Here is a 23,979-nt window from a genome sequence, read left to right as displayed (position 1 = left end):
AGGTGGTTGAGGGATGGCTGTGGGTTCCCTGCGCTCCGGTGACTCCGAGGGCTCCGGTGGTACGGAGTACGGCTCGGGCCTGCCCCGGCCCACGGGTCTGCTGGACGTGCTGAGCGTGGCGGCGGTGGCGCTGGACTCACAGGGCCGGATCGTGTTCTGGACCCCTCAGGCCGAGGAACTCTTCGGCTACACGGCCCAGGACGCGCTGGGCAAGAACGCGGCGCGACTGCTCGTTCACCCGGAGCATCTCAAGGCCGCGGTGAACCTCTTCATGGATGTGCTGGAGACCGGCCGCAGCTGGGCCGGTGCCTTCCCGGTCCTGCACAAGGGCGGCGGCAGCCGGCTGATGGAGTTCCGCACCATGCGGCTGCTGGACGACCTCGGTGACGTCTACGCGCTGGGCATCGCGGCCGACCACACCATGCTCCAGCGGGTGGAGACCGACCTGGCGCTGTGCGAGCGGCTGATCAACCAGTCCCCGATCGGCCTGGCCCTCCTCGATCCGGAGCTGCGCTATCTCCTGGTGAACCCTGCCCTCGAGCGCATCGACGGCGTCCCCGCGGAGGAACACATCGGGCGCCATCTGCGGGAGACCCTGCCGCTGCCCGACATCGACACCGTGGAGTCGGCGCTGCGCCAGGTGCTCACCACCGGCACCCCCTTGCTCGACCAGTACCACGTGGGCCGGCCTCCGGCGGATCCCGAGCGTGAGCACGCCTGGTCGCTGTCGTTCTACCGGCTGGAGGATCCCGGCGGCCGGGTGCTGGGCGCGGCCATCTCGGTCGTCGACGTCAGCGAGCGGCACCGGGCTGCCGCGGAGGCCGACCGGGCCCGACGACGGCTCGCCCTCATCGCCGACGCCTCCGCCCGGGTGGGCACCTCGCTGGAGGTGGAGCGTACGGCCCATGAGCTGGCCGAGATCGCCACCCCGGTACTGGCGGACGTGGTCGCGGTGGACGTCCTGGACTCGGCGCTCGCCCTGCGCCGCTCGCGCAGACCGGACAACGGCCCCGAGCTGTTCCGCGCCCTGGCCCTCAAGGCGGCCCATCCCACGGTCGCGCTGCGCGCCGCCGACCCGCCGGGTGACCTCGCGGCGTACGACGGCGACCGGCTGGTGACTCTCTGCGTGCACACGGCACGGCCGATCCTGGTCCCCCGTGTCGGCGCGCACGACCTTCCGCGCATCGCCCGCAGCGCGGAGGCGGGCGCTCTGCTGGCGCAGGCCGGGGTGCACTCGTATCTCGCCGTCCCCCTCATCGCGCACGGCGAGGTGCTGGGTGCCCTCGATCTCAAGCGCAACCGCAATCCGCTCCCCTTCGACGAGGACGACGTCGTCCTCGCCACCGAGCTGGCCGGGCGGGCCGCCGTGGCCATCGACAACGCCCGCTGGTTCCAGAGCGTGCGCAACACCGCCCTCACCCTCCAGCGCAGCCTCCTCCCCGACCATCCGCCGCACCACACGGGCCTGGAGCTGGCCTCGCGCTACCAGCCCGCCCAGGCGACCAGCGAGGTGGGCGGTGACTGGTACGACGTGATCCCGCTGTCGGGCGACCGGACCGCGCTGGTCGTCGGGGACGTGATGGGCAACGGCATCGACGCGGCCGCCACCATGGGCCGGCTGCGCACCGCCACCTGTGCCTACGCGGACCTGGAGCTGCCCCCGGCCTCGGTGCTCCAGCATCTGGACAAGATCACCTGCGATCTGGAGCACTACATCGTCACCTGTCTGTACGGGGTGTACGACCCGCACACCAGGCGCTGCGACTTCGCCAACGCGGGCCATATGCCGCCCGCGTTGGCCCGGCCCGGCCGCGCCCCGACCCTCCTCGAACTCCCGCCCGCCGCCCCGCTCGGTGTCGGCGGCATCCCCTTCGAGACCGCCACCGTCGGCCTCGCCACCGGCGACCTGCTGGTCCTGTACACCGACGGCCTGGTCGAGACCCGCCGCCACCCCATCGACGACCGCCTGGACGTCATGCTCGGCTTCCTGGACGAGCCCCAGCGGCCGCTGGAGGAGACCTGCGACCTGCTGTTGCACGGCCTGCGCCACCCGGACGACCACGACGACGTGGCGCTGCTGGTCGCACGGGCGCTCTAACGCGTGCCGCAGCAGTCCGTACGGCAGTAGCAGGACGCCGTGACCGGCACGTCCGCCGTCGCGGCGGCGAGTTTCAGCTGCTGGGCCACGATCCGGGCCTCGCCCTCCTTGCCCAGCCGCTGGAGGCATTCGTGGAAGCCGTGCAGGGACCAGACGTTGCCCGGGTGCTGCAGCGGCCGGGGCAGGGTGTCGTCCAGGCCCAGGTCGGCGCGGTACACCGCCTCGGCCTCCTCGACCCGGCCGCGCTCCAGGAGCAGGGCGCCGTAGGCGTGCCGGGTGGGCTGCATCCAGCCCCAGGGTTCGTCGTACGGGAGGTTGTCGTCCAGCTCGACCGAGCGGCGCAGGGCGGTGAAGGCGGTGTCGAAGTCGCCCTTGCGGTAGGCGAGTTCGCCGTCGAGCATGGCGGACGCGATGGCCAGGATGTCCGCGCAGGTGTTGTTGAACAGCATGCGGGTCCCGGGCACCGCGGCGACGGCGTCCCGGAAGCGGGCGCGTTCCGACTCGGCTTCGGGAATCCTGCCCGTGGCCGCGTAGGCGACTCCGCGCGCGTAGTGCCGCATCGCGGTGGTCACGCAGTACAGCCGTGGGTCGGCGGGTCGCGGCAGGCGCAGGATGTCGTCCCAGCGGCCGAAGCGGATCAGCACGTGCACCCGCATCGCCAGGAAGCCCTCCAGCCAGTCGGCCATGGGCGGGCTCGCCACCCGCAGCAGTTCCTCGGGTACGGCGGCTTCGAGCCGTTCCGCCGTGGCGAGGGAGTCCTGGAGGCGGCCCAGGAACATCGCGCCGTAGATCCTGAAGTGGAGGTTGTGGCAGCGGTAGAGGGTGTAGAAGTTCAGCGCTCCGGCGCGGGCGTGGTACTTCTCGTCGGCGGCGACGGCAGCGGCGTTGTCGGAGACCACGCGCCGGTAGTCGCCGCAGAGGACCTCCAGGTGCGAGGGCATGTGCTGGAGATGCCCGGCGTCGGGCACCAGGTCGCGCAGCAGGTCGGCGACCGGCAGGGCCGTCTCGGGCGTGGGTGACATCTCCATGAGGTGGATGTAGAGGTGCAGCAGCCCGGGGTGCCGGGTGCCCGCCTCGGTGCCGAGGGCCCGCTCCAGCACGTCCCTGGCCTCCGGTGTCCGGGCTCCTTCGGCCGGTCGGCCGCTGCGGATGTCCCAGAGCTGCCAGGGGGTGAGGTTCATCAGGGCGTCGGCGTACAGGGTCGCCACGTCGAGGTCGTCGGGCGCCAGTTCGTGGACGCTCCGCATGCTGTCGGCGTAGGCCGTGTTCCACACCGAACAGGCCTCCGCGTCCGGGGCCACGGCCTGCGGATAGCGGGCGCGCAGCGCCTCGATGAGGGCGCGCTCCACCGGGGTCGCGTGCGCGGCCTTGGCGTGGGCGCGTTCCACGGCGGTGTGCGTACGCTCCACGGTCCGGGCGAGGTCCTCCTGGTCGAAGAACTCCCAGGGTTTGTTGTAGTTGGGGCCGAGGGCGTAGGCCACGCCCCAGTCGGCCATGGCGCAGTCCGGGTCCGCGGTGCGGGCCGCCTCGAAACAGCGGACGGCTTCCTCGTGGTTGAAGGCGTAGGTCCAGACCAGCCCCCGGTCGAACCAGGTCTGCGCCTCGAGGGACGACGTCGTCACGCGCCGGCTGTGACTGCCCAGGTCGTAGTAGTCCACGGCGGCGACCCTATCGACGGAAGGGGGCGGACGATCCCGCTGTCATCCGAACTCATGAGGAGGGCGCGGCGGTTGACGTACCACCGCCGCGCCCCTGGTGTCCGAGGCTCTCAGGGAGCGACCGCGCGGCCGGTCTGCGCGGAGATCCGCCCGGAGCACAGCCCCTTGGCAGCGAGGGTCCCTGCGATGCGCGGGATCGCGGCCAGGGTGTTGGCCGGCCACTCGTGCATGAGGATGATCTGGCCGCTGGTGAGCCGGGAGACGGCCTGCACGATCGCGTCGGCGCTCGCGCCGTTCCAGTCCTGCGAGTCGACGTCCCAGATGATCTCGGTGAGCCCGTACTTGGCCTCGACCGTGCGCACGGTCGCGTTGGTCTCGCCGTACGGCGGCCGGAACAGGGCCGGTGTCCCGCCGCCCGCGCCGGCGATGGCCGACTGGGTGCGGGAGATCTCCGAGTCGATCTGTGCCTGGGTCTCCTGGGTCAGATGCGGGTGGGTGTAGCTGTGGTTGCCGACCCACATGCCCGCGCCGACCTCGGCCCGGACCTGGGCGGGATAGGCGGCCGCGTACTGGCCCTCGTTGAACATCGTGGCCCGCAGCCCGTTCGCCTTGAGGGCGCTCAGCAGGCCGGGCGTGTGGGCGGTCGACGGCCCGTCGTCGAAGGTGAGACCGACGTAGCCGGCGCAGGTGACGGAGTGGGCCGGGGCCGCGCCGACGGCGAGGGTGCCCGCGGCGGCCAGCGCGACGGCGGCGGCGGTCGCCACCAGGGGGCGTAACGAGCGTTCCGCTACGGCACTCATCACGCCACCGTGATGTTGGAGCTGCCGCTGCTCTGGTAGCCCTCGGTCGCGAGGATCTGGTAGTAGCTGAAGCTGCCGAGGGACATGCCGGCCCTGGCCCAGGCGTCGAAGTGGTTGCCGGTGGTGATGGTGCCGCCCGTGCGCTTCGACTGGCGGACGCTCCAGTACTGGTTGAAGGTCTTGGTGCCCTCGACGGACGGGGCGTTGTACCGCGTCGTCAGGTAGATGTCGTAGGTGCCGCCGTCGCTGGTGACGCTGCCCTTGTACGTGCCGGTGGGCCGGTAGGTGCCCCAGTTGTCGACGATGTAGTACTCGACGAGCGGGTTCGACGTCCAGCCGTACAGGGAGAGGTAGCCGTTGCCGGACGGGCTGAAGCTGCCGGAGTAGGTCACGTTGCGGCGGGCGCCGGTGCTCCAGCCCTTGCCGGCGACGAAGTTGCCGGTGTTGCTCCAGCTGGTGCTGTAGTTGCCGCCGGAGCCCAGGGTCATGGAGACCGTGCCCTGGGCGTCGGTCCAGAACGAGTAGTAGTAGCCGTTGTTGGTGCCCGTCTGGTTCGTGGTGACGACCGTGGCGGCGTGGGCGGTGCCGGGCAGGGCCAGCCCGGCGGCGGCGCCCAGGAGCAGGGCGCCGGCGCCGCGGCGGCTCAGTGCGTGGTCGAGCGGGTTCATGCGGTGCCTCCTCGTGTGGCCAGTGCGGGTGTGGTTCGCTGGCGAGTGTTGGTCTGCCCATGTCACCTGTCAACAGTTTCGGTGATTATTTCGAAACCTTCGATTGACTCAAGGCATCATTCCTGCAGTTCACATGCAGATAATTTCACCTGTCGATCACGTGAGTCGACAATCGGCCATTTCAAGATCAATTATTTTCTTGGAAAATCCCGAATGTTTCGTAACTGAATGCGAACGCTGTCGACGCGCCGGAACATGCCGCTGAGTGGAGCAATCACCGGCGTGGCGGGCGGTGGCCCGGGAGGCTGGGCGTCTTGTCGAGATTCGTATGCCAGGAGTCCCGGGTGAGGCACGACGGTCGCAACCCAGCACTGCCCGCACCGCCCGCTCCCCCCGCATGGATGCGCTGGCTTCCCGTCCTGTACGTCGCCGCCGTGCTGGTGCTCGAACCGATCACTCCCGTGGAGTGGCCGGTGAGCTTCGTGCTGATCGCACTGCCCCTGGTGGCCGCGTTCGCGCATGTGCCGCTCGTCGTCGCCGGCGTCACCGTCTTCTCCGTCGGCTTCGAAATGCTCCTGGCCGGCACCCCGTGCTGCGCGGGCCGCTCCGTGGGCTACATCTGGGAACGGCACTACGTGGCCGTCTACGCGTGTACGGTCCTGGTGGGCGCCCTGGGCACGATCCTGGCCGCGCACCGGATCCGCCGGGAACGCACCCTGGCCGACGTCCGGTTCGTGGCCGAGATCGCGCAACGCGTGCTGCTCAGACCCGTTCCGCACCGGATCGGCGACCTGCTGCTGGAGAGCTTCTACCTGTCCGCCGCCGCGGAGGCACGGATCGGCGGCGACCTCTTCGAGGCCGTGCCGACCGCGTACGGGGTACGGCTGCTCATCGGTGACGTGCGCGGCAAGGGGCTGCTCGCGGTGGAGACCGCGGCCACCATGCTGGGCGCGTTCCGGGAGGCCGCGCACGACGAGCCCGATCTGCGTGCCCTGGTGGAGCGGGTGGACGTCAGCATGTCACGCCGGGCCGGCCAGTTGGGCGGGAGCGAGGTGGGCGAGCGGTTCGTCACCGCAGCCTTCGCCGAGATCCCTCCGGGCGGCGGGGACAGGGTCGTCCGCATCCTCAACTGCGGCCATCCGCCGCCGCTGCGCATCCGCCCCGGCGAGGTGTGCGAGCTGGACCGGGGACGGTCGGGGCCGCCGCTGAACCTCGGCATGCTCGTCGGGGACCCCTACCGCGTCGACACCTACTCCTTCGGTCCCGGCGACCAGTTGCTGCTGTACACCGACGGCGTGACGGAGACCCGGGACCCGGCCGGCTCCTTCTACCCCCTGCTCCAGCGACTCCGTTCATGGGGGCCGCTGCCGCCCCCGGTACTGCTGGAGCGGCTCCATGAGGATCTGCTCGCCTACAGCCACGACCAGCTGCAGGACGACACGGCCGCGCTCACCGCCTTCCTCCTCCCCGAGGGAACGACCCCGCCACCGGACACCGTCCGCTCCGGCTCGGACGCCGACCACAGCGACCCGCAGGCCGGCCCCGACGGCCCGGACGCCGGGGAGTCCGGCGGCCCTCCGCCGCGAAGGACGTCGTGAGGGTCCGAGCCGGTCCCTTCGGGGCCACGCGTACCAGGATGTTCATATCGCTGAGCGCCTCAGTCGGCCATCAGGGCCCTTCGCGGGGCGTATCCAGGGGATCAGGGCCGGGACGCGGGCGCGGTAGGCGTCGTAGGAAGCCCCGAACCGGCCGGCCATGAGCCCGTCCTCGGTCCGGACCCGGCGCAGCAACCATGGCACGGCGACCAGCAGGACGGCCGTCCAGACGCCGAAACCGTAGACGAGCATGGCGCCGACGATCAGTCCGAGCAAGCCGGTGTAGATGGGATGGCGCACCAGCCGGTACGGACCGTCCGTACGCAGCTCGTGGTGTTCCTGGACCAGCGGCACGCTGGCCCACATCGTGCCCAGGACCCAGCGGGCCCACAGCAGCAGTGCCGTGGAGGCGACGGCGAGCAGGCCGCCCAGGAGCGCGAGTTCGGGCTGCCAGTAGCGAAGATGACGCCAGAAATCGTCGGTGTGTCCGACCAGTACGGAGAACAGCCAGGCGCCGACGATCAGCGGAACCCGGCGGGCCACCGTGCGACGCAGTCCACGCGCCCAGCCGCGGATGCCGGCCCGGCTCCGCAGACCGAAGTAGACGGCACCCGCGATCCAGGCCGCGGCAAAGATCACGATGCAGATGCCGGTGACAGCGAGTAGTGCCGAGTGAAGTGATCCCATGTGCCAAGCCTGCTCCGGGAGCGGAGCGGATCACCAGCACCCACGGGTCGATGGAGAGGGCTCCACCCACGGATGGAGACCCGGCCGCGACGGGCGCGGGTGGGGCTCTTCCACCGCTGACGGTCACCGCCGGATTCCTGGTGCCCGGTCAGAGGAAGCTGACGCCCTGGGCGAGGGTGAGTTCGCCGGAGTAGTTGACGGTGTTGGTGGCCGAGCGCATGTACGCCTTCCACGCGTCGGAGCCCGACTCCCGCCCGCCGCCGGTGTCCTTCTCGCCGCCGAAGGCGCCGCCGATCTCGGCTCCGGAGGTGCCGATGTTGACGTTGGCGATGCCGCAGTCGGAGCCGGCGGCGGACAGGAACAGCTCGGCCTCCCGCTGGTCACGGGTGAAGATGCTGGACGACAGGCCCTGTGGGACGTCGTTGTGCAGCGCGATCGCCTCGTCGAGGGTGTCGTACGTGAGGACGTACAGGATCGGCGCGAAGGTCTCCTCCCGCACGACGTCGGTCTGTTCGTCGACGCGGACGAGGACGGGCTCGGTGTAGGCCGCCGCCGGTGCCGCCTCGGCCAGGCGCCGGTTGCCGCCCGCGAGGACCTTGCCGCCCTGGGCCTGGACGCGCGCCAGCGCGCTGTTCATGGCGTCGAGCGCCGTGGTGGAGATGAGCGGGCCGACCAGGGTCGTGTCGTCGAACGGGTTGCCGACGGGGAGCCTGCCGTAGACGGTGGTCAGGCGCTCGACGAGGGTGTCGGCGATGTCCCGGTGGACGATGAGGCGGCGCAGCGTGGTGCAGCGCTGGCCCGCCGTGCCGGCCGCGGCGAAGACGATGCCCTGGACGGCGAGGTCCAGATCGGCCGAGGGGGCGACGATCGCGGCGTTGTTGCCGCCGAGTTCCAGCAGGCTGCGGCCGAAGCGGGCGGCGACGCGCGGGCCGACCTCGCGGCCCATCCGGGTGGAGCCCGTGGCGCTGACGAGGGCCACGCGGGGATCGTCGACGAGTTGCTCGCCGACCGCCCGGTCACCGAGCAGGAGGCGGTGTACGTCACGGGGTGCGCCGACCTCGTCGGCGGCCCGGGCCAGCAGGTGGTGGCAGGCCAGGGAGGTCAGCGGGGTGAGTTCCGAGGGCTTCCAGATCACGGTGTCGCCGCAGACCAGGGCGACGGCGGTGTTCCAGGACCAGACGGCCGCGGGGAAGTTGAACGCGGAGACGACGCCGACCACGCCGAGCGGGTGCCAGGTCTCGGACAGCCGGTGGCCGGGGCGTTCGGAGGCGATCGTACGGCCGTACAGTTGGCGGGACAGGCCGACCGCGAACTCGCAGATGTCGATCATCTCCTGGATCTCGCCGAGCGCCTCGGAGCGGATCTTGCCCGCTTCGACGGTGACGAGATCGGCCAGGTCGCTCTTGTGCTCGCGCAGCAACTCGCCGAGGCGGCGCACGAGTTCACCACGGCGTGGGGCGGGTGTGGTGCGCCAGGCGAGGAACGCGGTGCGGCTGGCGGCGAGGGCTTCCTCGACGTCGGTGGCGGTGGCCGCCGTCAGCCCGAAGAGGTGTTCGCCGGTGATGGGGGTGCGGGCCGGGAGGTCGTCGCCCTCCGGCACCTCCACGCCGATGTTCCGCAGGCAGGTCCGGGCGCGGTGGCGCAGGTCGTCCGTGGTGGGCAGCGCGGTGCTGGTCATCGTGGTCCTCCAGGGGGTGGGGGGTCAGCGGAGGGGGTCGGTGAGGCCGAGGGCGCGGGCGACATGGGCGAGGGAGCGGTTCTGCTGCTGCTCGTAGAGGGCGAAGGGGTCGAGGACCTCGCGTTCGACGGCGCCGGAGAGTCGGTCGGCGTCGTAGGCGGTGCCCTGCCGGTCGTCGTCACGGGTGCCCTCGCCGCCGAGGTTGGACTGGAAGATGCCGGCGGCGGAGCGGGGCAGGAAGTCCTCGTAGACGATGGGCTCGGCGCGTACCCAGCCCTGCCGTACCAGTTCGCGGATGCCGGCGGGCGGGGTGGCGCCGTCGCGCGGCCGGTCGTCGGCGAGGCGGTAGGTGAAGTACGCCAGTCCCTCGGCCGCGAGTTCCTGCTCGCTGCCGGGCATGTGCGCCTCCCACATGGAACGGGCGATGTCGGCGCGGGACTCGGCGGGGTTCTGGGAGGCCTGTTCGTCGACTCGGCCGAGGAGTTCGTCGTAGCGGGCCCGTCCCGTGCGGGTGAGGGCGATGCCGCGGGCCTCGACCTCGCCGAAGCGGACCCGCAGTTCGCCGCTGACGACGCTGCCGTCCTCGGTGCGCATCGGGCGGGGTTCGGCCAGGGCGCGGAAGGAGGTCTGGCGCAGCAGGACGTCGGGGCCCTTCCAGGCCGGCGGGCCCTGGATGGTGTCGATCATCTCGATGCCGCGGTCCGTCATACGGCGGTACAGGTCGTCGATGTCCAGGACGCGCGGGGTGAGGTGGTTGATGTGCGTGCTGCGGACGCCGCCGATGTCGGCGGCGACGGCGGAGACCCGTTCCAGGGTCCGGTACCAGGCCCGGTCCACCGGTTCCTTCGACAACTCGAAGACCTGCACGGCCAGTTGGAGGAAGCGCTCGGCATCGTCCGCAGGCAGTCCGCGGTCGGCCGCGGCCCGGTCGGCCAGCGTGAGCAGCTCCGGCGGGAAGAGTTCCCGGCCGGCGAGGAAGGTCTCCAGACGCGAACGCAGGTCGGTGTCGAAGAAGCGGGGGTCGGCCGCGGTGAGCATGGAGGTGAACACCCGGAAGGGGTTGCGGGCGAGTTCCTCGCCGTCGACCGGGCGGAAGGCGGTGGAGACGACGGGGACGGCGCTGGCGGCGGCCTCCCGCAGGTCGTAGAAGCCGACCGGGCACATGCCGAGGGCGCCGAAGACGCGGGCGACCTGCCGGAGTTCGCGCGGTGTGCCGACGCGGATGGCTCCGTGCCGTTCGGCGGTGACGCGGCCGATGGTCCCGAGGCGTTCGGCGTCGGCTCCCCGGGCGCGCAGCACGTCCTCGTTCACCTCGCGCGCGACGTCCACCAGCGTCGTGTAGGCGGGAACCTCCTGCCCGTACATCTCCGACAGCCGGACCGCGAACGCGGCCCGCAGCTGCCATTGACTGATCGTTGACATGGTTCGGCCTTTCGGTCGGGGTTCACGCGACGTGGGTGTCGGGGCGGAACCGGCGCCGACCGCGGGCGCCCGCGGGAGCGAGGGCGTGGTGCGGGTCGGCGGATCATGTCATCGATGGTCGCCGACCGGGCCGCTGCCGTACAGAAGGCGGTACAGCAGGCGGGGCTGGTGTCGGACCGGGGTGCGGTCAGGTGTGTGCGCGGGTCGCTCGTGCCAGGAAGTGGTGCGGGGCGTCCTCGTAGAGTCCGAGGTCCCAGCCCGCCGCCCGCAGGGCGGGGGTGAGGTTCTCCTCGGCCGTCAGATCCTCCGGGTCCAGGGGGCGCCCGTGGCGGGCGGCGCGTTCGGCGCGGCCGGACGGGTGGAAGAGGAGGAGGACGCCGTCCGGAGCGGTCACCCTGGCCCATTCGCGCAGCGCCGCCGCCGGGTCGGGGACGTGGTTGATCAGGCCCGCGCTGAAGACGGCGTCCACCGCGCCGGTCCGCAGCGGCAGCCGGCAGGCGTCGGCGAGCAGCAACCGCCCGTCCCTGTCCCGGCCTTCGCGCAGCGCCGCCCGGAGCATCGCGGGCGTGAGGTCGATACCGGTGACCACGCCGCCGGCGCCGACGTGTGCGCGGAGCGCGGGCAGCGCCCGGCCGGTCCCGCAGCCCAGGTCGAGGACGCGTCGGCCCTGGCGGAGGCCCATCCGGCCGACCGCCGCCGCGTACCGGGGGCCGTCGTCGATGAAGCGCTCCTCCCAGGTGGCGGCGCGCCGGGTGAAGAAGGCCCGGGCCGTGGTCTGTTCGGACCGGCCCGCGACGAGGGCGGCGAAGCGTTTGAAGATGTCGTCGCGGTGCCGGGCCAGGGCGGCCAGTTCGGTGGGCGCGGACTCCAGCAGGCCGGGCGCGGTGGCCGCTTCCTCCGGGAAGGCCCCGGCGAAGGCCTCGACCGCCGGCTCGTCCACTTCCAGGTGGAACTGGGTGCCCCAGGCCGAGCGACCGATCCGGAACGCCTGCACCGGGTAGCGGTCGCAGGACGCCAGAAGGGTCGCCTCGGCCGGGAGATCCATGGTGTCGTTGTGCCAGTGGAGCACCCGGAGGTGGCCGGGGGCGTTGGCGAACAGCGGGTCGGCGGGGGCGGCTGCCGTCATCCGTATCTCGCCCCAGCCGATCTGCGCTCCGGTGCCGGGCCTGGCGGTGCCGCCCGCCGCGACCGCCAGCAGCTGGGCGCCCAGGCACACCCCGAGCACCGGCACCTCGGCCTCCAACGCGGAGCGCAGCAGGGCCAGTTCAGCGGTACGGCCGGGAAAGTCGTCGTAGGCGGCCATCGGACCGCCCATCACCACCAGGGCGATCAGTCCGTCCGTGGTGTCGGGCACCGGGTCGCCCGCCCAGGTCCGGCAGACCCGCAGCGGCAGCCCGGCCGCCTCCAGTGCGGCTCCGATGGCGTACGGGCCTTCCTGCGGTGTGTGCTCCACGATCTGGATCACGGGCCACCACCTCCCGCACGACCGTACCCGGCCGACGGCGGGAGCAAAACGCATGTACGAGACCGGATGGCCTGTCAGGGTCGTATGTGCGAACCGGTTTCCCGTACCGCCCCGGTATCTGCGTCAGGGGCCGGTCGGCCCGCTCTCCTCGTGCAGGACCCGGACCTCGCGCCCGTCGAGCGCGGCGAGTACCTCGGCGCAGATGGCCAGTGCCGTTTCGGCCGGGGTACGGGCGCCCAGGTCGAGGCCGATCGGGCCGTGAATGCGCCCGAGGTGGGTGTCGTCGAGGCCGGTCTCGGTGAGGGCCTGGGCGCGACGGGCCTGCGTACGCCGTGAGCCGAGCGCGCCCACATAGGCGACCCCGCCGGTCAGTGCGGCGCGCAGGACGGGGATGTCGACGTCCGGTTCATGACTGAGGACGATCAGGCAGGCGGCGGCCGGGCGGTCGGCCAGCAGCTTCACGGTGTCCTGGGCCGTGGATGTCACGGTCGCCCGCCAGTCCAGCAGGTGGGCCTGGGCGACCAGGAGTTCGGCGAGTTCGCCGCCGCCGGCGACGACCAGATGGGGTACGGCCGGGAAGGACTCGATGAGGACGAGTCCGGCGTCGGTGGAGTGGGTCTCGCGGCCGGCCCGGCGGCGGGCGAGCAGTTCCCGGGCCCGTTCGACGGACTGTACGGGCCCCTGGGGGACGGTGCCGTCGTCCGGTGCGGCGACGATGCTGACCGCCCGGGTGCGGTCGGCGTCCAGCCGGGTGATGAGCGCCGCGTCGGCCCCCTCGGCCAGCAGGGTCCACCAGCGGGCGGGGATCGCGGCGAGCGGCTGCAGCAGGACGTCCGCCTGTCCACCGCAGGTCAGGCCGGCCCGCCGCACCTCGTCGGCGTGGACGGACACCGCGCACACGCGCGCCGTGTGTCCCGCGGTCAGGGTGGCCGCCTCGGTGGCGAGGTGGGCGTCGAACACACCGCGGTACAGGGTGCCGTGGCAGTGTCCGCCCTCGTCGATCAGTACCGCGTCGGAAGGGCGCCGGGGACCGAAGCCCTGCTCGGCGACGGGGCGGGCGAGGACTCCGGTACGCCCCTGGGCCGCCCACTGCCGTGCCGTGTCCGCCAGCTCGCGCATGTCGTGGTCCTTCCCGTTCCGGACGTCGGCGCCGGCAGACCGTCTGGCGGGCGAGGACGCCATCACCCGAATTCTAGTGAGGGGAGGTCCCGGCACGCCCGCCGAACGCGGGTTCTCCCCCGGGCCCGGAACGGCCCGGAAGTGCCGGAAAGTGCCGGGTGGACAGCGCGGGAGCCGTACCGCGGACGCGCGCCACGGAAAATCCACTGGACCGATCTTCGTCTGCGATCCCTACCATATGGCCCCAAGACAACCATGCGACCGGCTCGTTGGATGCGTGCCGGTCGGGGTCGCCGATGCCAGGGTCCGCTCCCCGGGCTGCGGTGATCTTCCTACCCAGGAGGACCTTCCGCATGTTCCGACGCATTGGAACTGCCGTCGTCCGACATCCCGTCTGGACGATCGTGGCATGGCTGATCGCGGCGGTGGCGATCGTCGCCACCGCCCCGAGCCTGCCCTCGAACAGCGACGAGAGCAGCTTCCTGCCCAAGAGTTACGAGTCCATCAAAGCGGCCGGCCTCCAGGAGAAGGCGTTCCCCAGCGCCTTCACCCCGGCCGCGATCGCCCTGTACCAGCGCACCGACGGCGGCAGACTGACCGCCGAGGACAAGCAGGCCGTCGCCCGGATCACCACCGAACTGGGCGGCAAGCACATCGATCAGGTCCAGAAGGTCGTCCCCGGCCAGCCGTCCAAGGACGGCAGGTACACCATGACGCTGGTCCAGATGGACAGCAAGAAGGCGGGCCAGCCCGTACAGGCGGACGCGGCCAAGGTGCTGCGCGACGACGTCAAGCAGTTGGTCAAGGGCACGGACCTGGAGGTCAGGCTGGGCGGTTCGGCCGCGCAGGCCCTGGACCAGCAGGACTCGTCCAAACGCGGTGAGGCGCTGATCGGCATCGGCACCTTCGCGATCATCCTGGTGACCCTGCTGATCATCTTCCGGGCGCCGATCCTCGCGTTCCTGCCGCTGATCCTGATCGGTCTGGTGTCCGCGATCGCCAACGGGCTGATCGCCTACGCCACCAAGCTGTTCGATCTGCAGGCCAACAGTTCCGTCTCGTCGATCCTGATCGTCGTGCTCTTCGGCGTGGGCACGGACTACTTCCTGTTCCTGATGTTCCGTTACCGCGAACGCCTGCGCGCGGGCGACGAACCCAAGCAGGCCATGATCAACGCGGTCGGCCGGGTCGGCGAGGCCATCGCCTCGGCGGCCGGCGCGGTCATCATCGCCTTCCTCGCGCTGGTGCTGTCCACGCTGGGCTTCCTGAAGCAGATGGGCCCGGCGCTGGCCATCGCGGTCTCCGTCACCCTGGTCGCGGGTCTGACCCTGATCCCGGCGGTCGTCTCGCTCATCGGCCCGAAGGTGTTCTGGCCCTCGAAGTCCTGGCAGCGGGAGCCGGCCAACGCCCGTTTCGCGGCCCTGGGCCGTGGTGTGCAGCGCTGACCGCCGCGCTGTCCGGTCTCGTTCTGCTCGTGCTGTCGCTCGGCACGCTCGGCTACAAGGCCACGTTCGACCTGGCGTCGGGCTCGATGCCCAAGACCAAGGAGTCCATGGTCGTCCAGGACGAGATGCAGAAGGCGTACTCGGCGGGTGCCGCCGCGCCCACCGACGTCTATCTGTCCAGCACCGACGGCAAGCCGCTGGACACGTCGGGCTTCGACGCGTACGCGCGGAAGCTGGGTGCCGTGGACGGTGTCGCGAGCGCCCGGATGACCCAGGTCAACAAGGGTGGTACCACGGCGGACTTCACCGTCACCCTCAAGTACGAGGCGTCGACGGACAAGGCGCTCGACGCCGTGGGCCGGGTGCGGGACGTCGCGCACGCCGGCGCTCCCGAGGGCACCGAGGCGGTCGTCGGCGGTATGTCCTCGATCTACAAGGACATCGACTCCGCGGTCAACCACGACTACCGGACGGTGTTCCCCGTCGCCGCCCTGCTGATCATGGTGATCCTGGGGCTGCTGCTGCGCAGCGTGGTCGCCCCCTGGTATCTGATCGCCTCGGTGGGGCTCGGTTTCGGCGCCACCCTCGGTACCACGGTCTGGATCTTCCAGGACGCGCAGAACAAGCCCGGGCTGATGTTCATGCTCCCGGTGATCATGTATCTCTTCGTGGTCGCCATCGGCACGGACTACAACATCCTCATGATCGCCCGGCTCCGCGAGGAGGCACGCGAGGGCCGTGACCCGCGCGAGGCGGCCGGCATGGCGCTGCGGCACGCCGGTCCGACGGTGGCCGCGGCGGGCTTCATCCTGGCGGCGACCTTCGCCACGATGATGCTGGCGGGCAACGCGCTGCTCACGGAGATGGGTTTCGCGGTCTCCTTCGGTATCGCGGTCGCCGCGTTCGTCATGGCGATGTTCTTCACCCCGAGCCTCACGGCGCTGATCGGCCACGCGGCCTGGTGGCCCGGCCACGCCGACCGGGCGGAACCGGCGGCGGGCACGGCCCCGGCCGGCTCCGTTCCGGCACCCGGCGAGGAACGCAACACCCCGGCGGGGCACAGCAGTTAGCGGCCGACGTCACCACGGACGGGTCTGCCGGGCCACGCGGCCGGGCAGACCCGTCAGGTGCCGCCGGCGATGCGGCTCGCCGAGCCGCATCGCCCGCAAGAACGCAAAATGGGATCACACGAGGAACTTCCGGAGGCTCCCGTGTTCCGGAGGCGATCATGCCCGCGGATCCCGGCCATCAGGCGCTGGAGGTGTCCTTCACCGACGATCCGAGGGTCGTCAGGGAGGCCGCCACCGAGGACTACTCCACGCACGTCGTACCACGGTCCTGGCGGTCCGGCCGCTGGTCGCTGGCCATGGCCTGGGGAGCCCTGTTCTCGGCCATGTTCTGGCTGTACATCGCGGTGGCCTCGGCGGACGCCGTCGGTACGCCGGCCACCATCGTGGGCATGGCCCTGTCGATGGTGACCTACGGAGTGGTCAACTTCGTCCTGTCCCGGTACGCCGCCCGCACGGGCCTCACCGTCGCCCTGCTCTCCCGCCGGCTGTTCGGCGTGCTCGGCTCGGCGCTCGCACCGCTGCTCTTCGCGGCCACCGCCGTCTACTACGGCGTCTTCGAGGGGTCCATCATCGCGGTGGCCCTCCAGCGGTACTTCGGCGGCGAGATCAGGCTCTGGTATCTCGCCGTGGTGCTCTACGCCCTGCCCCTGGTGATCGGCGGAGTCCGGGTCTGGCTCGACAAGCTCAACGGGGTACTGCTCCCGCTGTACGTGGCCGGGCTGCTCGCCGCCGTCGTCACGGCCACCGTCGAGCGGGGCTACCCGCACGACTGGCTGGGCTCGGCCCCGGCCGGCGGTGGCGCGCTGCCGGGCTGGCTCACCTCGTACCTGATCTACATGGGCGTGTGGATCATGATGATGTACACCGTGGACTACGCCCGCTTCGGCCGGGCGGCGGACCAGGGCTTCCATTCCACCGTCACCTTCGGCTGGGTGTTCTACCTCTGCACGTTCGCCGTCAACGGCCTGATCGGTATCTACCTGCTGCGCGCCTGGCACATCGCGGGCTCCGAGACCGGGGTGGTGGACGCGTTCCTCCGCACCCTCGGCTTCGCGGGGGTCGTGGTGATCATCGTGTCCCAGACCCGTATCAACACCGCCAACTACTACCTCGCCTCCACCAACCTGGAGGCCTTCGCCGCCCGTGTGCTGCGGGTCAGGCTGCCCCGCGTGGCCTGGGTGGCGGTCGCCGGAGTCGTCGCGTACCTGCTGATGCTCACCGACGTACTCGGCTATCTGCTGCGCGCCCTGGCCTGGCAGGGCGTCTTCGTCACCGCCTGGGTGGCCATCGCCCTGGTCCACATCGCCGTACGCGGAGCCGACCGCGACGGGCTGCCCGAGTTCCGGCCCCTGCGGCTCGCCCCGGTCACCGCCGGAGCCGGGGCCTGGGCGGTGGCCTCCGCCATCGGCATCACCCTCACGGAGCAGACGGCACACGCCACGCTCGCCCAGCTCGCACCGCTGATCACCGTCGCCCTGGCGGCCGGGCTGTACTGGCTGGCGCTCCGGTTCGGCCCCGACCCCGTACGCGCCCGCGGCGGCGACCCGCGCGACGAGGTCGAGGACATCTGGGAAACCCGCGTCCGATGCCGTGCCTGCGACCGTTCCTACATCGCGGTCGAGATGGACCGGACCGCCACGGACGACGTCGTCTGCTCCGCCTGTGCGGCGGACAGCCGCTGAGGCTCATCGGCGCCCCCGGGGCCACCCGTACTCGGCAGGACATCGGCGAAACCGTTGAGCGCCTGCTCGGTCCAGATGCACTTCCCGACCGCCGTGTAGCGCGTGCCCCACCGCTGGGAGAGTGCCGCGACGAGCTGCAGACCGCGCCCGCCCTCGTCCGTCTCGGACGCGCGGCGCATGCGGGGTGTCGTCAGACTTCCGTCGGAGACCTCGCAGATCAGGCCGGCGCTGCGGAGCAGCCGCAGGTTCACCGGGCCCTTCGCGTGCCGTACGACGTTCCCGATCAGCTCGCTCACGATGAGTTCCGTGGTCGTCGTCAGGTCGTCGAGCCCCCAGGCGGACAGCTGCTCCCGCACCCGGTCGCGGGCCTGACCGGCCGCCCGGGGGTCCTCGGAAAGCTGCCAGGACGCGATCCTGTCGGCGGCGAGCGCGTGGACGCGCGCGACGAGCAGCGCGGCGTCGTCATGGGCGCGGAACCGCCCGTCCGCGAGCAGCCCGGTGGTGACCGTGTCGCAGAGCCGTCCGAGGCTCCCGCGGTCGGCCGTGCGCAGGAGCTGCTCCAGTTCTGCCATCCCCTTGTCGATCTCACGGCTGGGGGACTCGACCAGGCCGTCGGTGTACAGCACGAGCAGGCTCTCGTCGGGCAGCTCCAGCTCGACCGTCTCGAAGGGCGGTTCGGCCGCGCCGAGCGGCGGGTCCGGGGACAGTTCCGGGAAGTACACCGTGCCGTCGGGCTGAACCACCGCGGGGGGCGGATGACCGGCCCGGGCGATGCAGCAGATCCGGGTGGTGGAGTCGTAGAGCGCGTACAGGCAGGTGGCGTACGAGTCCTCGCCGAGGCCGCCGACGATGTCGTTGAGGTGACCCATGACCTCGTCGGGGGGCAGTTCCAGGTCGGCCAGGGTCTTCACGGCGGTCCGCAGCCGGCCCATGGTGGCCGCCTCGGACAGGCCGTGGCCCATGACGTCGCCGATGACGAGCGCGACCCGGTCGGCGGACAACGGGATGACGTCGTACCAGTCGCCGCCCACGTCCATGCCCTGACCGGCGGGGAGGAAGCGCGCCGCGGCGGTGCACGCGGGGGTTTCGGGCAGCCGCTGGGGAAGCAGTCCGCGTTGCAGTTCCTGTGAGCGCGTGTGCTCGGCGTCGTAGAGCCGGGCCCGTTCCAGGGCGTGTGCGACGAGAGCGCTGATCGCGGTCAGCAGCGTCTGTTCCTCGTATGTGAGGCGGCGCGGCCGGTCGAAGGCGACCGAGCAGACGGCGAACGTGCGCCCGGAGACGGTCAGCGGCAGGAACGCCCAGGCCTGCTTGCCGGCCAGCCGCGGCCGGTGGGCGAGACGCGGATAGTGCTCGGCGTACTCCTCGGCCGACGCGATGAACAGCGGCGCGCCGGTACCGGCGGCCTCCCCCACCGGATCGCTCGCCGTCACCTGCAGGCCGTCGAGCGTGTCGAGGAAGGCCCGCGGGTAACCGACGGCGCCGACGACGTCCGTCCGGCCGCCCTCGACGGCCAGCACGGCCAGGCCGCTGGCCCCGAACGGCGGCAGCACCCGCTGGGCGACCGCCTCCACCACGTCGTGCGACGTCATCGCCTTGGCGAGCGCGGTGGTCAGTTCCGCGATCCGGGCCGAACGCTCGGCGGCGGCCCGCGCGGCGGCGGCCTCCTCCGACTCGCGCCGCCGCTTCTCGGTGACGTCGGTGAGATACAGGGTGAGCCCGTCGGGCCCGGGGACGAGCCGGAGATGGTGCCGGCGTCCGGCCGCTATCCGCACGTCGAAGCCTTCGGACGTGGCCGTGACGGCGGCCCTGCGGCATCGGGCCTCCAGATCGGGGACCTGTCGCACGGCGGGCAGGTCCCACAGCACACGCCCGAACAGCTCCTCCTCCCGGGCGCTGAGCGTGCGCTCCGCCTCCAGGTTGGCGAAGGTGATCCGCCAGTCGTCGTCCACCAGGAGAAAGCCGTCGCTCATGTGGCGCAGCGCCCGGCTGAGCGCGTCGCGGGCGGTACGGGACTCGCTGGTGTCCCACCCCATGCCCACCATCCGGACCGCTTCCCCGTCGTCGTACTCCACGACCGTGCCGCGGGACTGCGTCCAGCCGTAGCTGCCGTCCGGGCGCCGCACCCGGTACTCCGCCTCGTACACGGTGCCGTCGCGGATCGCCCGCTCCGCCGCCGCCAGCGTCCACGGCAGGTCGTCGGGGTGGATGACCTGCATCCAGCTCTCGATCCGGGGCACGTAGTCGGCCGGGTCACCGCCCGCGTACAGGGCCGTCGCCGCCTCGTCCAGCAGCAGCTCGCCGGTACGGATGTTCCAGTCCCAGGTGCCGACCGTCACTGCCTTCAGTGCCTGCCGGAGTCGTTGGCCGACCAGTTCCTCCCGCGGCGAGGCGGGCGGCGGCGCCTGACGCATCCACTCCTCGGCCCAGGCGACCACCCTCCGCAGGAACTCCCACCGCTCCCCGGTCGGCTCGCCCGCGCCGCCCATGAGCAGGGTGAGTGCGCCGATCGTGCGGTCTGCGCTGACCATCGGTACGGAGGCGAGTCCCGCACCCGGCCACGGCCTCGTCGGCGGCCCGGGAGCGCCGGGGGGCTCGGTGGGCACCCACACGCTGCGGCCCTCTCGCACCGCACGCGCCGGTACCGTCGGTCCGTCCTGGTCGACGATCTCCCAGGGACGGGTGAGCGCCGGCGGCAGACCGGTCGAGGACACGAGGCGCAGCGCCGACATGGGGCCGCGCAGATGGATGGCCCCGCCCAGTGCGTCCGTCTCGGCCGCCGCGTGCTGGAGGGCCAACCGGAAGATCTCGCTTTCGGCGATCCCCTTGTCCGTGCCCACGAGCAGAGACAGCCGCGCGTGCATAAGACAAAACTACATCCGGGGTTTTCGACCGGCCCACAGCAGGCCCTGCCGGACATCGGGGCGGGCCGGTCACGGGAGCCGGCCCGCCGTGGGGGTGTGGACGGACCTACGCCGCGAGCGCGTGCCCGGGGTGCAGGACGACCTTGGTGTAGCCCTCTATCCGCTGGTCGAACTTCTCGTACGCCCTGGGCGCGTCCTCCAGTGGCAGTTCGTGGGAGACCACGAAGCTGGGCTTGGCCCGCCCGGCGATGATCAGGTCACGCAACTGGCGGTTGTACTGCTTCACGTTGCACTGGCCGGTGCCCATCCGCTGGCCCTTCTCGAACATCCTGCCGATGGAGACCAGCAGCTGGCCGTGCTTGGCGTGCTCGTCGGGTCCGCCCGGGTCGGACGGGACGTACAGGCCCGGCACGCCGAGCATGCCGGTCGGCCGTACCGTCTCGACGAGGGTGTTCAGGACGACGGCGGGTTCCTCGTGGCTCGCGTCGTGCGCCTGGGCCTGATAGCCGACGGCGTCGACGCCCTTGTCCGTTCCCTCGCCTCCGGTCTGTTCCTTGATCCGGGTCGCCGGGTCGCCCTTGGTGAAGTCGATCGGGATCGCTCCGATCTCCTCGGCCTTGGCCAGCCGCTCGGGCACGCGGTCGACCGAGAACACCTTGGACGCACCGCGCAGCAGCGCGGAGTAGGCGGCCATCAGCCCGACCGGGCCGGCTCCGAAGACGGCCACGCTCTCGCCGGGCGACACCTGGGCGAGCTCGCAGCCGTGGTAGCCGGTCGGGAAGATGTCGGCGAGGAGCACGAAGTCGGTCTCGAACTCCTGGCCCGGCGGCAGCTTCAGGCAGTTGAAGTCGGCGAACGGTACACGCAGCAGCTCTGCCTGCCCACCCTTGTAGGGGCCCATCGCCACATAGCCGTAGGCTCCGCCGGCGAAGCCCGGATTGACCGTGAGGCAGAAGCCGGTCTTGCCGGCCAGGCAGTTCTTGCAGAATCCGCACGCGACGTTGAACGGCATGACGACGCGGTCGCCCTTGGACAGCGAGGTCACGCCCTCGCCGGTCTCCTCGACTATGCCGAGGTTCTCGTGGCCGAAGACGATGCCCGACTCGGCGGCCGTACGGCCCTCGTACATATGCAGGTCGGATCCGCAGATAGCGGTCGATGTGACCCGTACCAGCACGTCGTTCGGGTGCTGGATCCGCGGATCGTCGACGTCCCTGACGGAGACGCTGAAGGGTTTGTCGTAGACGACGGCTTTCACCTGGCTCACCTCCGCGTCGAACGCCAGGTGACGGCGACGGACCGCGCAGACCGAGGCGGTGGCCAGGAGAAACACGTCGAGGCAGAGCCCCCGGTCCGTGCCGCGACCCTAGGCGCTCTTGTTTCACCATCGGATACTTCCAGAAAACGCCGCTCAGGCGGGCACTGCAACCCGCACGGCGTCTGTCGCGGGCCGCTTCCGGCCCTTACAATCAAATTGAAGAGTTCTGCAATTCGTCAGTTGTCGTGGTTCCTAGGTGATCCACCGTCCGGAGGTCCTGGTGAACGAAGCCGCCGAGGCGCTGCTGGCACGGGTGCGCGAGGCGCGCGCCGCGCTGGCGGCCGCCGTGCGGGCCGCGGACGCGTATGCCGTCGCGGTGGCCGAGGACGAGCTGGAGGACGCGATACGGCTGGCACGGCGGCACGGGCTGGACGTCGGGACGACAGGCGCGGACGAGGGGTGATCGGAATGCCGGTTCCGCTGTACGAGGCGAAGGCCGAGTTCTTCCGGATGCTCGGCCACCCGGTGCGCATCCGGGTGCTCGAACTGCTCCAGGACGGCCCCAGGCCGGTGCGCGAACTGCTCGCGGCGATCGAGGTCGAGCCGTCGAGCCTGTCCCAGCAGCTCGCCGTGCTGCGCCGCTCGGGCATCGTGACCGCGACCCGTACCGGTTCGACGGTGGTGTACGAGCTGGCGGGCGGCGATGTCGCCGAGCTGCTCGCCGCGGCGCGACGGATCCTGGCCACCCTGCTGACCGGCCGGCAGGACCTGTTGGAGGAGCTGCGGGGGACGGAGGCGGCGCGGTGACCGGCTACCTCCCCGCGGCCGGCGTCGCGGACGCCGAGCCGCATCTGCCGGATCTCTGCGACGCGGGCATGGGCGCGGGGCTGCGGATGGTGGCCGAACGGGCCGCGGAACACGGCGGCGACGTCACCGCGAGGCCCGCGGCGGACCTCACCGGCCGGGGTCAGAGGTCGTTGCCCGCGTAGGACAGGTTGAAGCTCTTGTTGGTCAGCGGGAAGTCCGGGACGATCGTGTCCGCCAGGGCGACCGGCAGGGCGGGCCAGTTGAAGAAGGACGGGTCGACGGGCTTGACCCGGGTCAGGGTGGAGTCGGGGGCGAGTTCGACGCGGGTGGCGATGGTGCCCCGCCAGCCCTCCACCAGGCCCACGCCCGTACCGGCGACCGCGCCCACGCCCGTTCCCGCGACCGCGCCTGGCCTCGGCCGGGCCGCCGGCAGCGCGCCGGGGGCGGTGAGTCGCTCGGCGAACTCCTCGACCAGGGCGAAAGAGGTCGTGATCTCCTCGGCCCGGACCAGGAAACGGGCCAGGACGTCGCCGCCGTCGTGGACGGGTACGTCGAGCCGTGTGCCGTACGGCGTGAAGGGGTGCGTCACCCGGGCGTCGTCGGGGATGCCGCTGGCCCGGGCGACACAGCCCAGGCAGCCGATCTCCCGGGCCGCGGCGGTGCGCAGGACCGCGGTGCCGGTGAAGCGGTCGCGCACGGTGGAGTGGCCGAGGGCGAGGCCGGTGATCTCCCCGATGTCCTCGCGGATCGCCTTCAGCAGGGCCGGATCGGGCAGCGTGCGCAGGGCCGCGCCGCCCGGGACGACGCCGCCGCGGAGCAGCCGGTGGCCGGTGACGTCCTTGTTCAGGCGCAGGAGCGTCTCGCGGACGCGCTGGGCGTGGGCGTTGAGGATGCCGTGGCCGACGTCGTTGCAGAGCATGCCGAGGTCGGCGACGTGGTTGTGGATCCGCTCCAGCTCCAGGAGGAGGGCGCGGGCGCGCTGCGCCCCGGCCGGGACCTCGGTGCCGGTGGCCTCCTCCACGGCCAGGCAGTAGGCCAGGGCATGTCCCACGGCCGTGTCGCCGCTGATGCGTTCGGCGAGCGGGAGCCCGGCGGCCACCGAGCGGCCCTGGAACAGCTTCTCCACGCCCCGGTGGACGAACCAGAGCCGGGCCTTGAGTTTGAGGATGGTCTCGCCGACGACGGAGAAGCGGAAGTGGCCCGGTTCGATGAGCCCGGCGTGCACGGGTCCGACCGGGATCTCGTACACGCCGTCGCCTTCGACCTCCAGGAAGGGGTACGGGCCCTCCTGTTCGCCGAAGGCGGGCGGCGGGCCGGCGTCGGGGTTCATCGGGTACCAGCCGCGCGGCCAGTGGAAGTGCCGTACGAGGCGGCGGGGCAGCGGGTGGTCGAGGGGGACGATGCCGAACAGGTCGCGCATCTCGCGCTCGAACCGGCCTGCGGGGAAGGAGAGATGGGCGAGGGTGGGGACCTCGGGCCGGTCGGGGTCGAGGCGCACGTGCAGTTCGGTGCGGGTGTCGGGCGGGCCGGTCACGAACAGGTAGACCACGCGGATCCCGCGCTCGTCGTGGTGGGCGGCGACCAGTGCGAGCCGATGGCCGCTGGTCAGCAACTCCTTGGCCCGGAGCGGCAGTTCGGTGACGTCGATGTCGTACGCGGTGCGCAT

At 71.6% G+C, this 23,979-nt stretch carries 17 protein-coding genes and 1 pseudogene; 7 read left to right on the top strand and 11 right to left on the bottom strand.

Annotated elements, in window-relative coordinates; translation table 11 throughout:
* Window positions 1-13: 13 nt before the first annotated feature.
* Window positions 14-2,098, top strand: a complete 2,085-nt coding sequence (locus AB0D85_RS16635; protein WP_362320033.1) for a SpoIIE family protein phosphatase — start codon at window positions 14-16, stop codon at window positions 2,096-2,098.
* Here AB0D85_RS16635 and AB0D85_RS16630 read toward each other — a convergent pair.
* The 3 genes from AB0D85_RS16630 to AB0D85_RS16620 all read right to left on the bottom strand — a co-directional run bounded on the left by AB0D85_RS16630 (window position 2,095) and on the right by AB0D85_RS16620 (window position 5,224).
* Window positions 2,095-3,756: a hypothetical protein gene (locus AB0D85_RS16630; protein ID WP_362320030.1), complete on the bottom strand. Its 1,662-nt coding sequence runs from the start codon at window positions 3,754-3,756 to the stop codon at window positions 2,095-2,097. The two genes, AB0D85_RS16635 and AB0D85_RS16630, sit on opposite strands and share 4 nt — an antisense overlap.
* Window positions 3,757-3,866: 110 nt before the next feature.
* On the bottom strand, window positions 3,867-4,556 hold the full coding sequence (locus tag AB0D85_RS16625; protein WP_362320027.1) for a polysaccharide deacetylase family protein: 690 nt from the start codon (window positions 4,554-4,556) through the stop codon (window positions 3,867-3,869).
* Window positions 4,556-5,224, bottom strand: a complete 669-nt coding sequence (locus tag AB0D85_RS16620) for a glycoside hydrolase family 11 protein (RefSeq protein ID WP_362320025.1) — start codon at window positions 5,222-5,224, stop codon at window positions 4,556-4,558. Before AB0D85_RS16620 ends, AB0D85_RS16625 begins: the two co-directional genes overlap by 1 nt.
* A gap of 401 nt (window positions 5,225-5,625) precedes the next feature.
* On the opposite strand from AB0D85_RS16620, the gene AB0D85_RS16615 reads away from it, so the two are divergent.
* Window positions 5,626-6,822 carry a PP2C family protein-serine/threonine phosphatase gene (locus AB0D85_RS16615; RefSeq protein WP_362320022.1) on the top strand — a complete coding sequence of 399 codons (1,197 nt, stop codon included), beginning with the start codon at window positions 5,626-5,628 and terminating at the stop codon, window positions 6,820-6,822.
* A gap of 42 nt (window positions 6,823-6,864) precedes the next feature.
* On the opposite strand, the gene AB0D85_RS16610 is transcribed toward AB0D85_RS16615, so the two are convergent.
* The 5 genes from AB0D85_RS16610 to AB0D85_RS16590 form a co-directional block, all read right to left on the bottom strand.
* Window positions 6,865-7,506, bottom strand: coding sequence for an isoprenylcysteine carboxylmethyltransferase family protein (locus AB0D85_RS16610; RefSeq protein ID WP_362320019.1), 642 nt, complete (start codon window positions 7,504-7,506; stop codon window positions 6,865-6,867).
* 148 nt (window positions 7,507-7,654) lie between these two features.
* Window positions 7,655-9,184 carry an aldehyde dehydrogenase family protein gene (locus AB0D85_RS16605; protein WP_362320016.1) on the bottom strand — a complete coding sequence of 510 codons (1,530 nt, stop codon included), beginning with the start codon at window positions 9,182-9,184 and terminating at the stop codon, window positions 7,655-7,657.
* 24 nt (window positions 9,185-9,208) lie between these two features.
* Window positions 9,209-10,606 carry a VOC family protein gene (locus tag AB0D85_RS16600; RefSeq protein WP_362320013.1) on the bottom strand — a complete coding sequence of 466 codons (1,398 nt, stop codon included), beginning with the start codon at window positions 10,604-10,606 and terminating at the stop codon, window positions 9,209-9,211.
* 187 nt (window positions 10,607-10,793) lie between these two features.
* Window positions 10,794-12,071, bottom strand: coding sequence for a methyltransferase domain-containing protein (locus AB0D85_RS16595; protein ID WP_362320010.1), 1,278 nt, complete (start codon window positions 12,069-12,071; stop codon window positions 10,794-10,796).
* A 123-nt stretch (window positions 12,072-12,194) separates the two neighbouring features.
* The gene (locus AB0D85_RS16590; RefSeq protein ID WP_362320007.1) at window positions 12,195-13,190 is read right to left on the bottom strand and encodes an XdhC family protein; all 996 of its coding nucleotides are present in this window, start codon (window positions 13,188-13,190) and stop codon (window positions 12,195-12,197) included.
* Between the two features lie 353 nt (window positions 13,191-13,543).
* Between AB0D85_RS16590 and AB0D85_RS16585 the strand changes: the two are divergent.
* A pseudogene (locus tag AB0D85_RS16585) lies at window positions 13,544-15,705 on the top strand (MMPL family transporter).
* A 158-nt stretch (window positions 15,706-15,863) separates the two neighbouring features.
* Window positions 15,864-17,387, top strand: a complete 1,524-nt coding sequence (locus tag AB0D85_RS16580) for a hypothetical protein (protein WP_362320004.1) — start codon at window positions 15,864-15,866, stop codon at window positions 17,385-17,387.
* Here AB0D85_RS16580 and AB0D85_RS16575 read toward each other — a convergent pair.
* The gene (locus tag AB0D85_RS16575) at window positions 17,312-20,248 is read right to left on the bottom strand and encodes a SpoIIE family protein phosphatase (protein WP_362320001.1); all 2,937 of its coding nucleotides are present in this window, start codon (window positions 20,246-20,248) and stop codon (window positions 17,312-17,314) included. The two genes, AB0D85_RS16580 and AB0D85_RS16575, sit on opposite strands and share 76 nt — an antisense overlap.
* Window positions 20,249-20,354: 106 nt before the next feature.
* Window positions 20,355-21,506 carry a glutathione-independent formaldehyde dehydrogenase gene (locus tag AB0D85_RS16570; protein ID WP_362320381.1) on the bottom strand — a complete coding sequence of 384 codons (1,152 nt, stop codon included), beginning with the start codon at window positions 21,504-21,506 and terminating at the stop codon, window positions 20,355-20,357.
* Window positions 21,507-21,786: 280 nt separating this feature from the next.
* Between AB0D85_RS16570 and AB0D85_RS16565 the strand changes: the two genes are divergently transcribed.
* The 3 genes from AB0D85_RS16565 to AB0D85_RS16555 are packed head-to-tail and all read left to right on the top strand — an operon-like array spanning window position 21,787 to window position 22,495.
* Window positions 21,787-21,969 (top strand): hypothetical protein, encoded by a 183-nt coding sequence (locus tag AB0D85_RS16565; protein WP_362319998.1) that lies wholly within the window; start codon window positions 21,787-21,789, stop codon window positions 21,967-21,969.
* Between the two features lie 5 nt (window positions 21,970-21,974).
* Window positions 21,975-22,313: a metalloregulator ArsR/SmtB family transcription factor gene (locus AB0D85_RS16560; protein ID WP_362319995.1), complete on the top strand. Its 339-nt coding sequence runs from the start codon at window positions 21,975-21,977 to the stop codon at window positions 22,311-22,313.
* Window positions 22,310-22,495: a hypothetical protein gene (locus AB0D85_RS16555; protein WP_362319992.1), complete on the top strand. Its 186-nt coding sequence runs from the start codon at window positions 22,310-22,312 to the stop codon at window positions 22,493-22,495. The genes AB0D85_RS16560 and AB0D85_RS16555 overlap by 4 nt, the downstream gene beginning before the upstream one ends.
* On the opposite strand, the gene AB0D85_RS16550 is transcribed toward AB0D85_RS16555, so the two are convergent.
* On the bottom strand, window positions 22,474-23,979 hold the full coding sequence (locus AB0D85_RS16550; RefSeq protein ID WP_362319990.1) for an NADH-quinone oxidoreductase subunit C: 1,506 nt from the start codon (window positions 23,977-23,979) through the stop codon (window positions 22,474-22,476). The genes AB0D85_RS16555 and AB0D85_RS16550 overlap by 22 nt on opposite strands.

It is taken from the genome of Streptomyces sp. NPDC048277 (assembly GCF_040652235.1).
GTDB lineage: Bacteria > Actinomycetota > Actinomycetes > Streptomycetales > Streptomycetaceae > Streptomyces.
Note: the sequence above shows the minus strand (reverse complement) of the source record. Positions and strands in the feature narration are given on the sequence as shown.

Bases quoted from the DNA above. Each gene is read 5' to 3' on its own strand.
- AB0D85_RS16635 (WP_362320033.1), top strand. From the start codon at position 14: ATGGCTGTGGGTTCCCTGCGCTCCGGTGACTCCGAGGGCTCCGGTGGT.
- AB0D85_RS16625 (WP_362320027.1), bottom strand. From the start codon at position 4,556: ATGAGTGCCGTAGCGGAACGCTCGTTACGCCCCCTGGTGGCGACCGCC.
- AB0D85_RS16620 (WP_362320025.1), bottom strand. From the start codon at position 5,224: ATGAACCCGCTCGACCACGCACTGAGCCGCCGCGGCGCCGGCGCCCTG.
- AB0D85_RS16615 (WP_362320022.1), top strand. From the start codon at position 5,626: ATGCGCTGGCTTCCCGTCCTGTACGTCGCCGCCGTGCTGGTGCTCGAA.
- AB0D85_RS16610 (WP_362320019.1), bottom strand. From the start codon at position 7,506: ATGGGATCACTTCACTCGGCACTACTCGCTGTCACCGGCATCTGCATC.
- AB0D85_RS16605 (WP_362320016.1), bottom strand. From the start codon at position 9,184: ATGACCAGCACCGCGCTGCCCACCACGGACGACCTGCGCCACCGCGCC.
- AB0D85_RS16600 (WP_362320013.1), bottom strand. From the start codon at position 10,606: ATGTCAACGATCAGTCAATGGCAGCTGCGGGCCGCGTTCGCGGTCCGG.
- AB0D85_RS16590 (WP_362320007.1), bottom strand. From the start codon at position 13,190: ATGCGCGAGCTGGCGGACACGGCACGGCAGTGGGCGGCCCAGGGGCGT.
- AB0D85_RS16580 (WP_362320004.1), top strand. From the start codon at position 15,864: ATGCCCGCGGATCCCGGCCATCAGGCGCTGGAGGTGTCCTTCACCGAC.
- AB0D85_RS16575 (WP_362320001.1), bottom strand. From the start codon at position 20,248: ATGCACGCGCGGCTGTCTCTGCTCGTGGGCACGGACAAGGGGATCGCC.
- AB0D85_RS16560 (WP_362319995.1), top strand. From the start codon at position 21,975: ATGCCGGTTCCGCTGTACGAGGCGAAGGCCGAGTTCTTCCGGATGCTC.
- AB0D85_RS16550 (WP_362319990.1), bottom strand. From the start codon at position 23,979: ATGCGCACCGCGTACGACATCGACGTCACCGAACTGCCGCTCCGGGCC.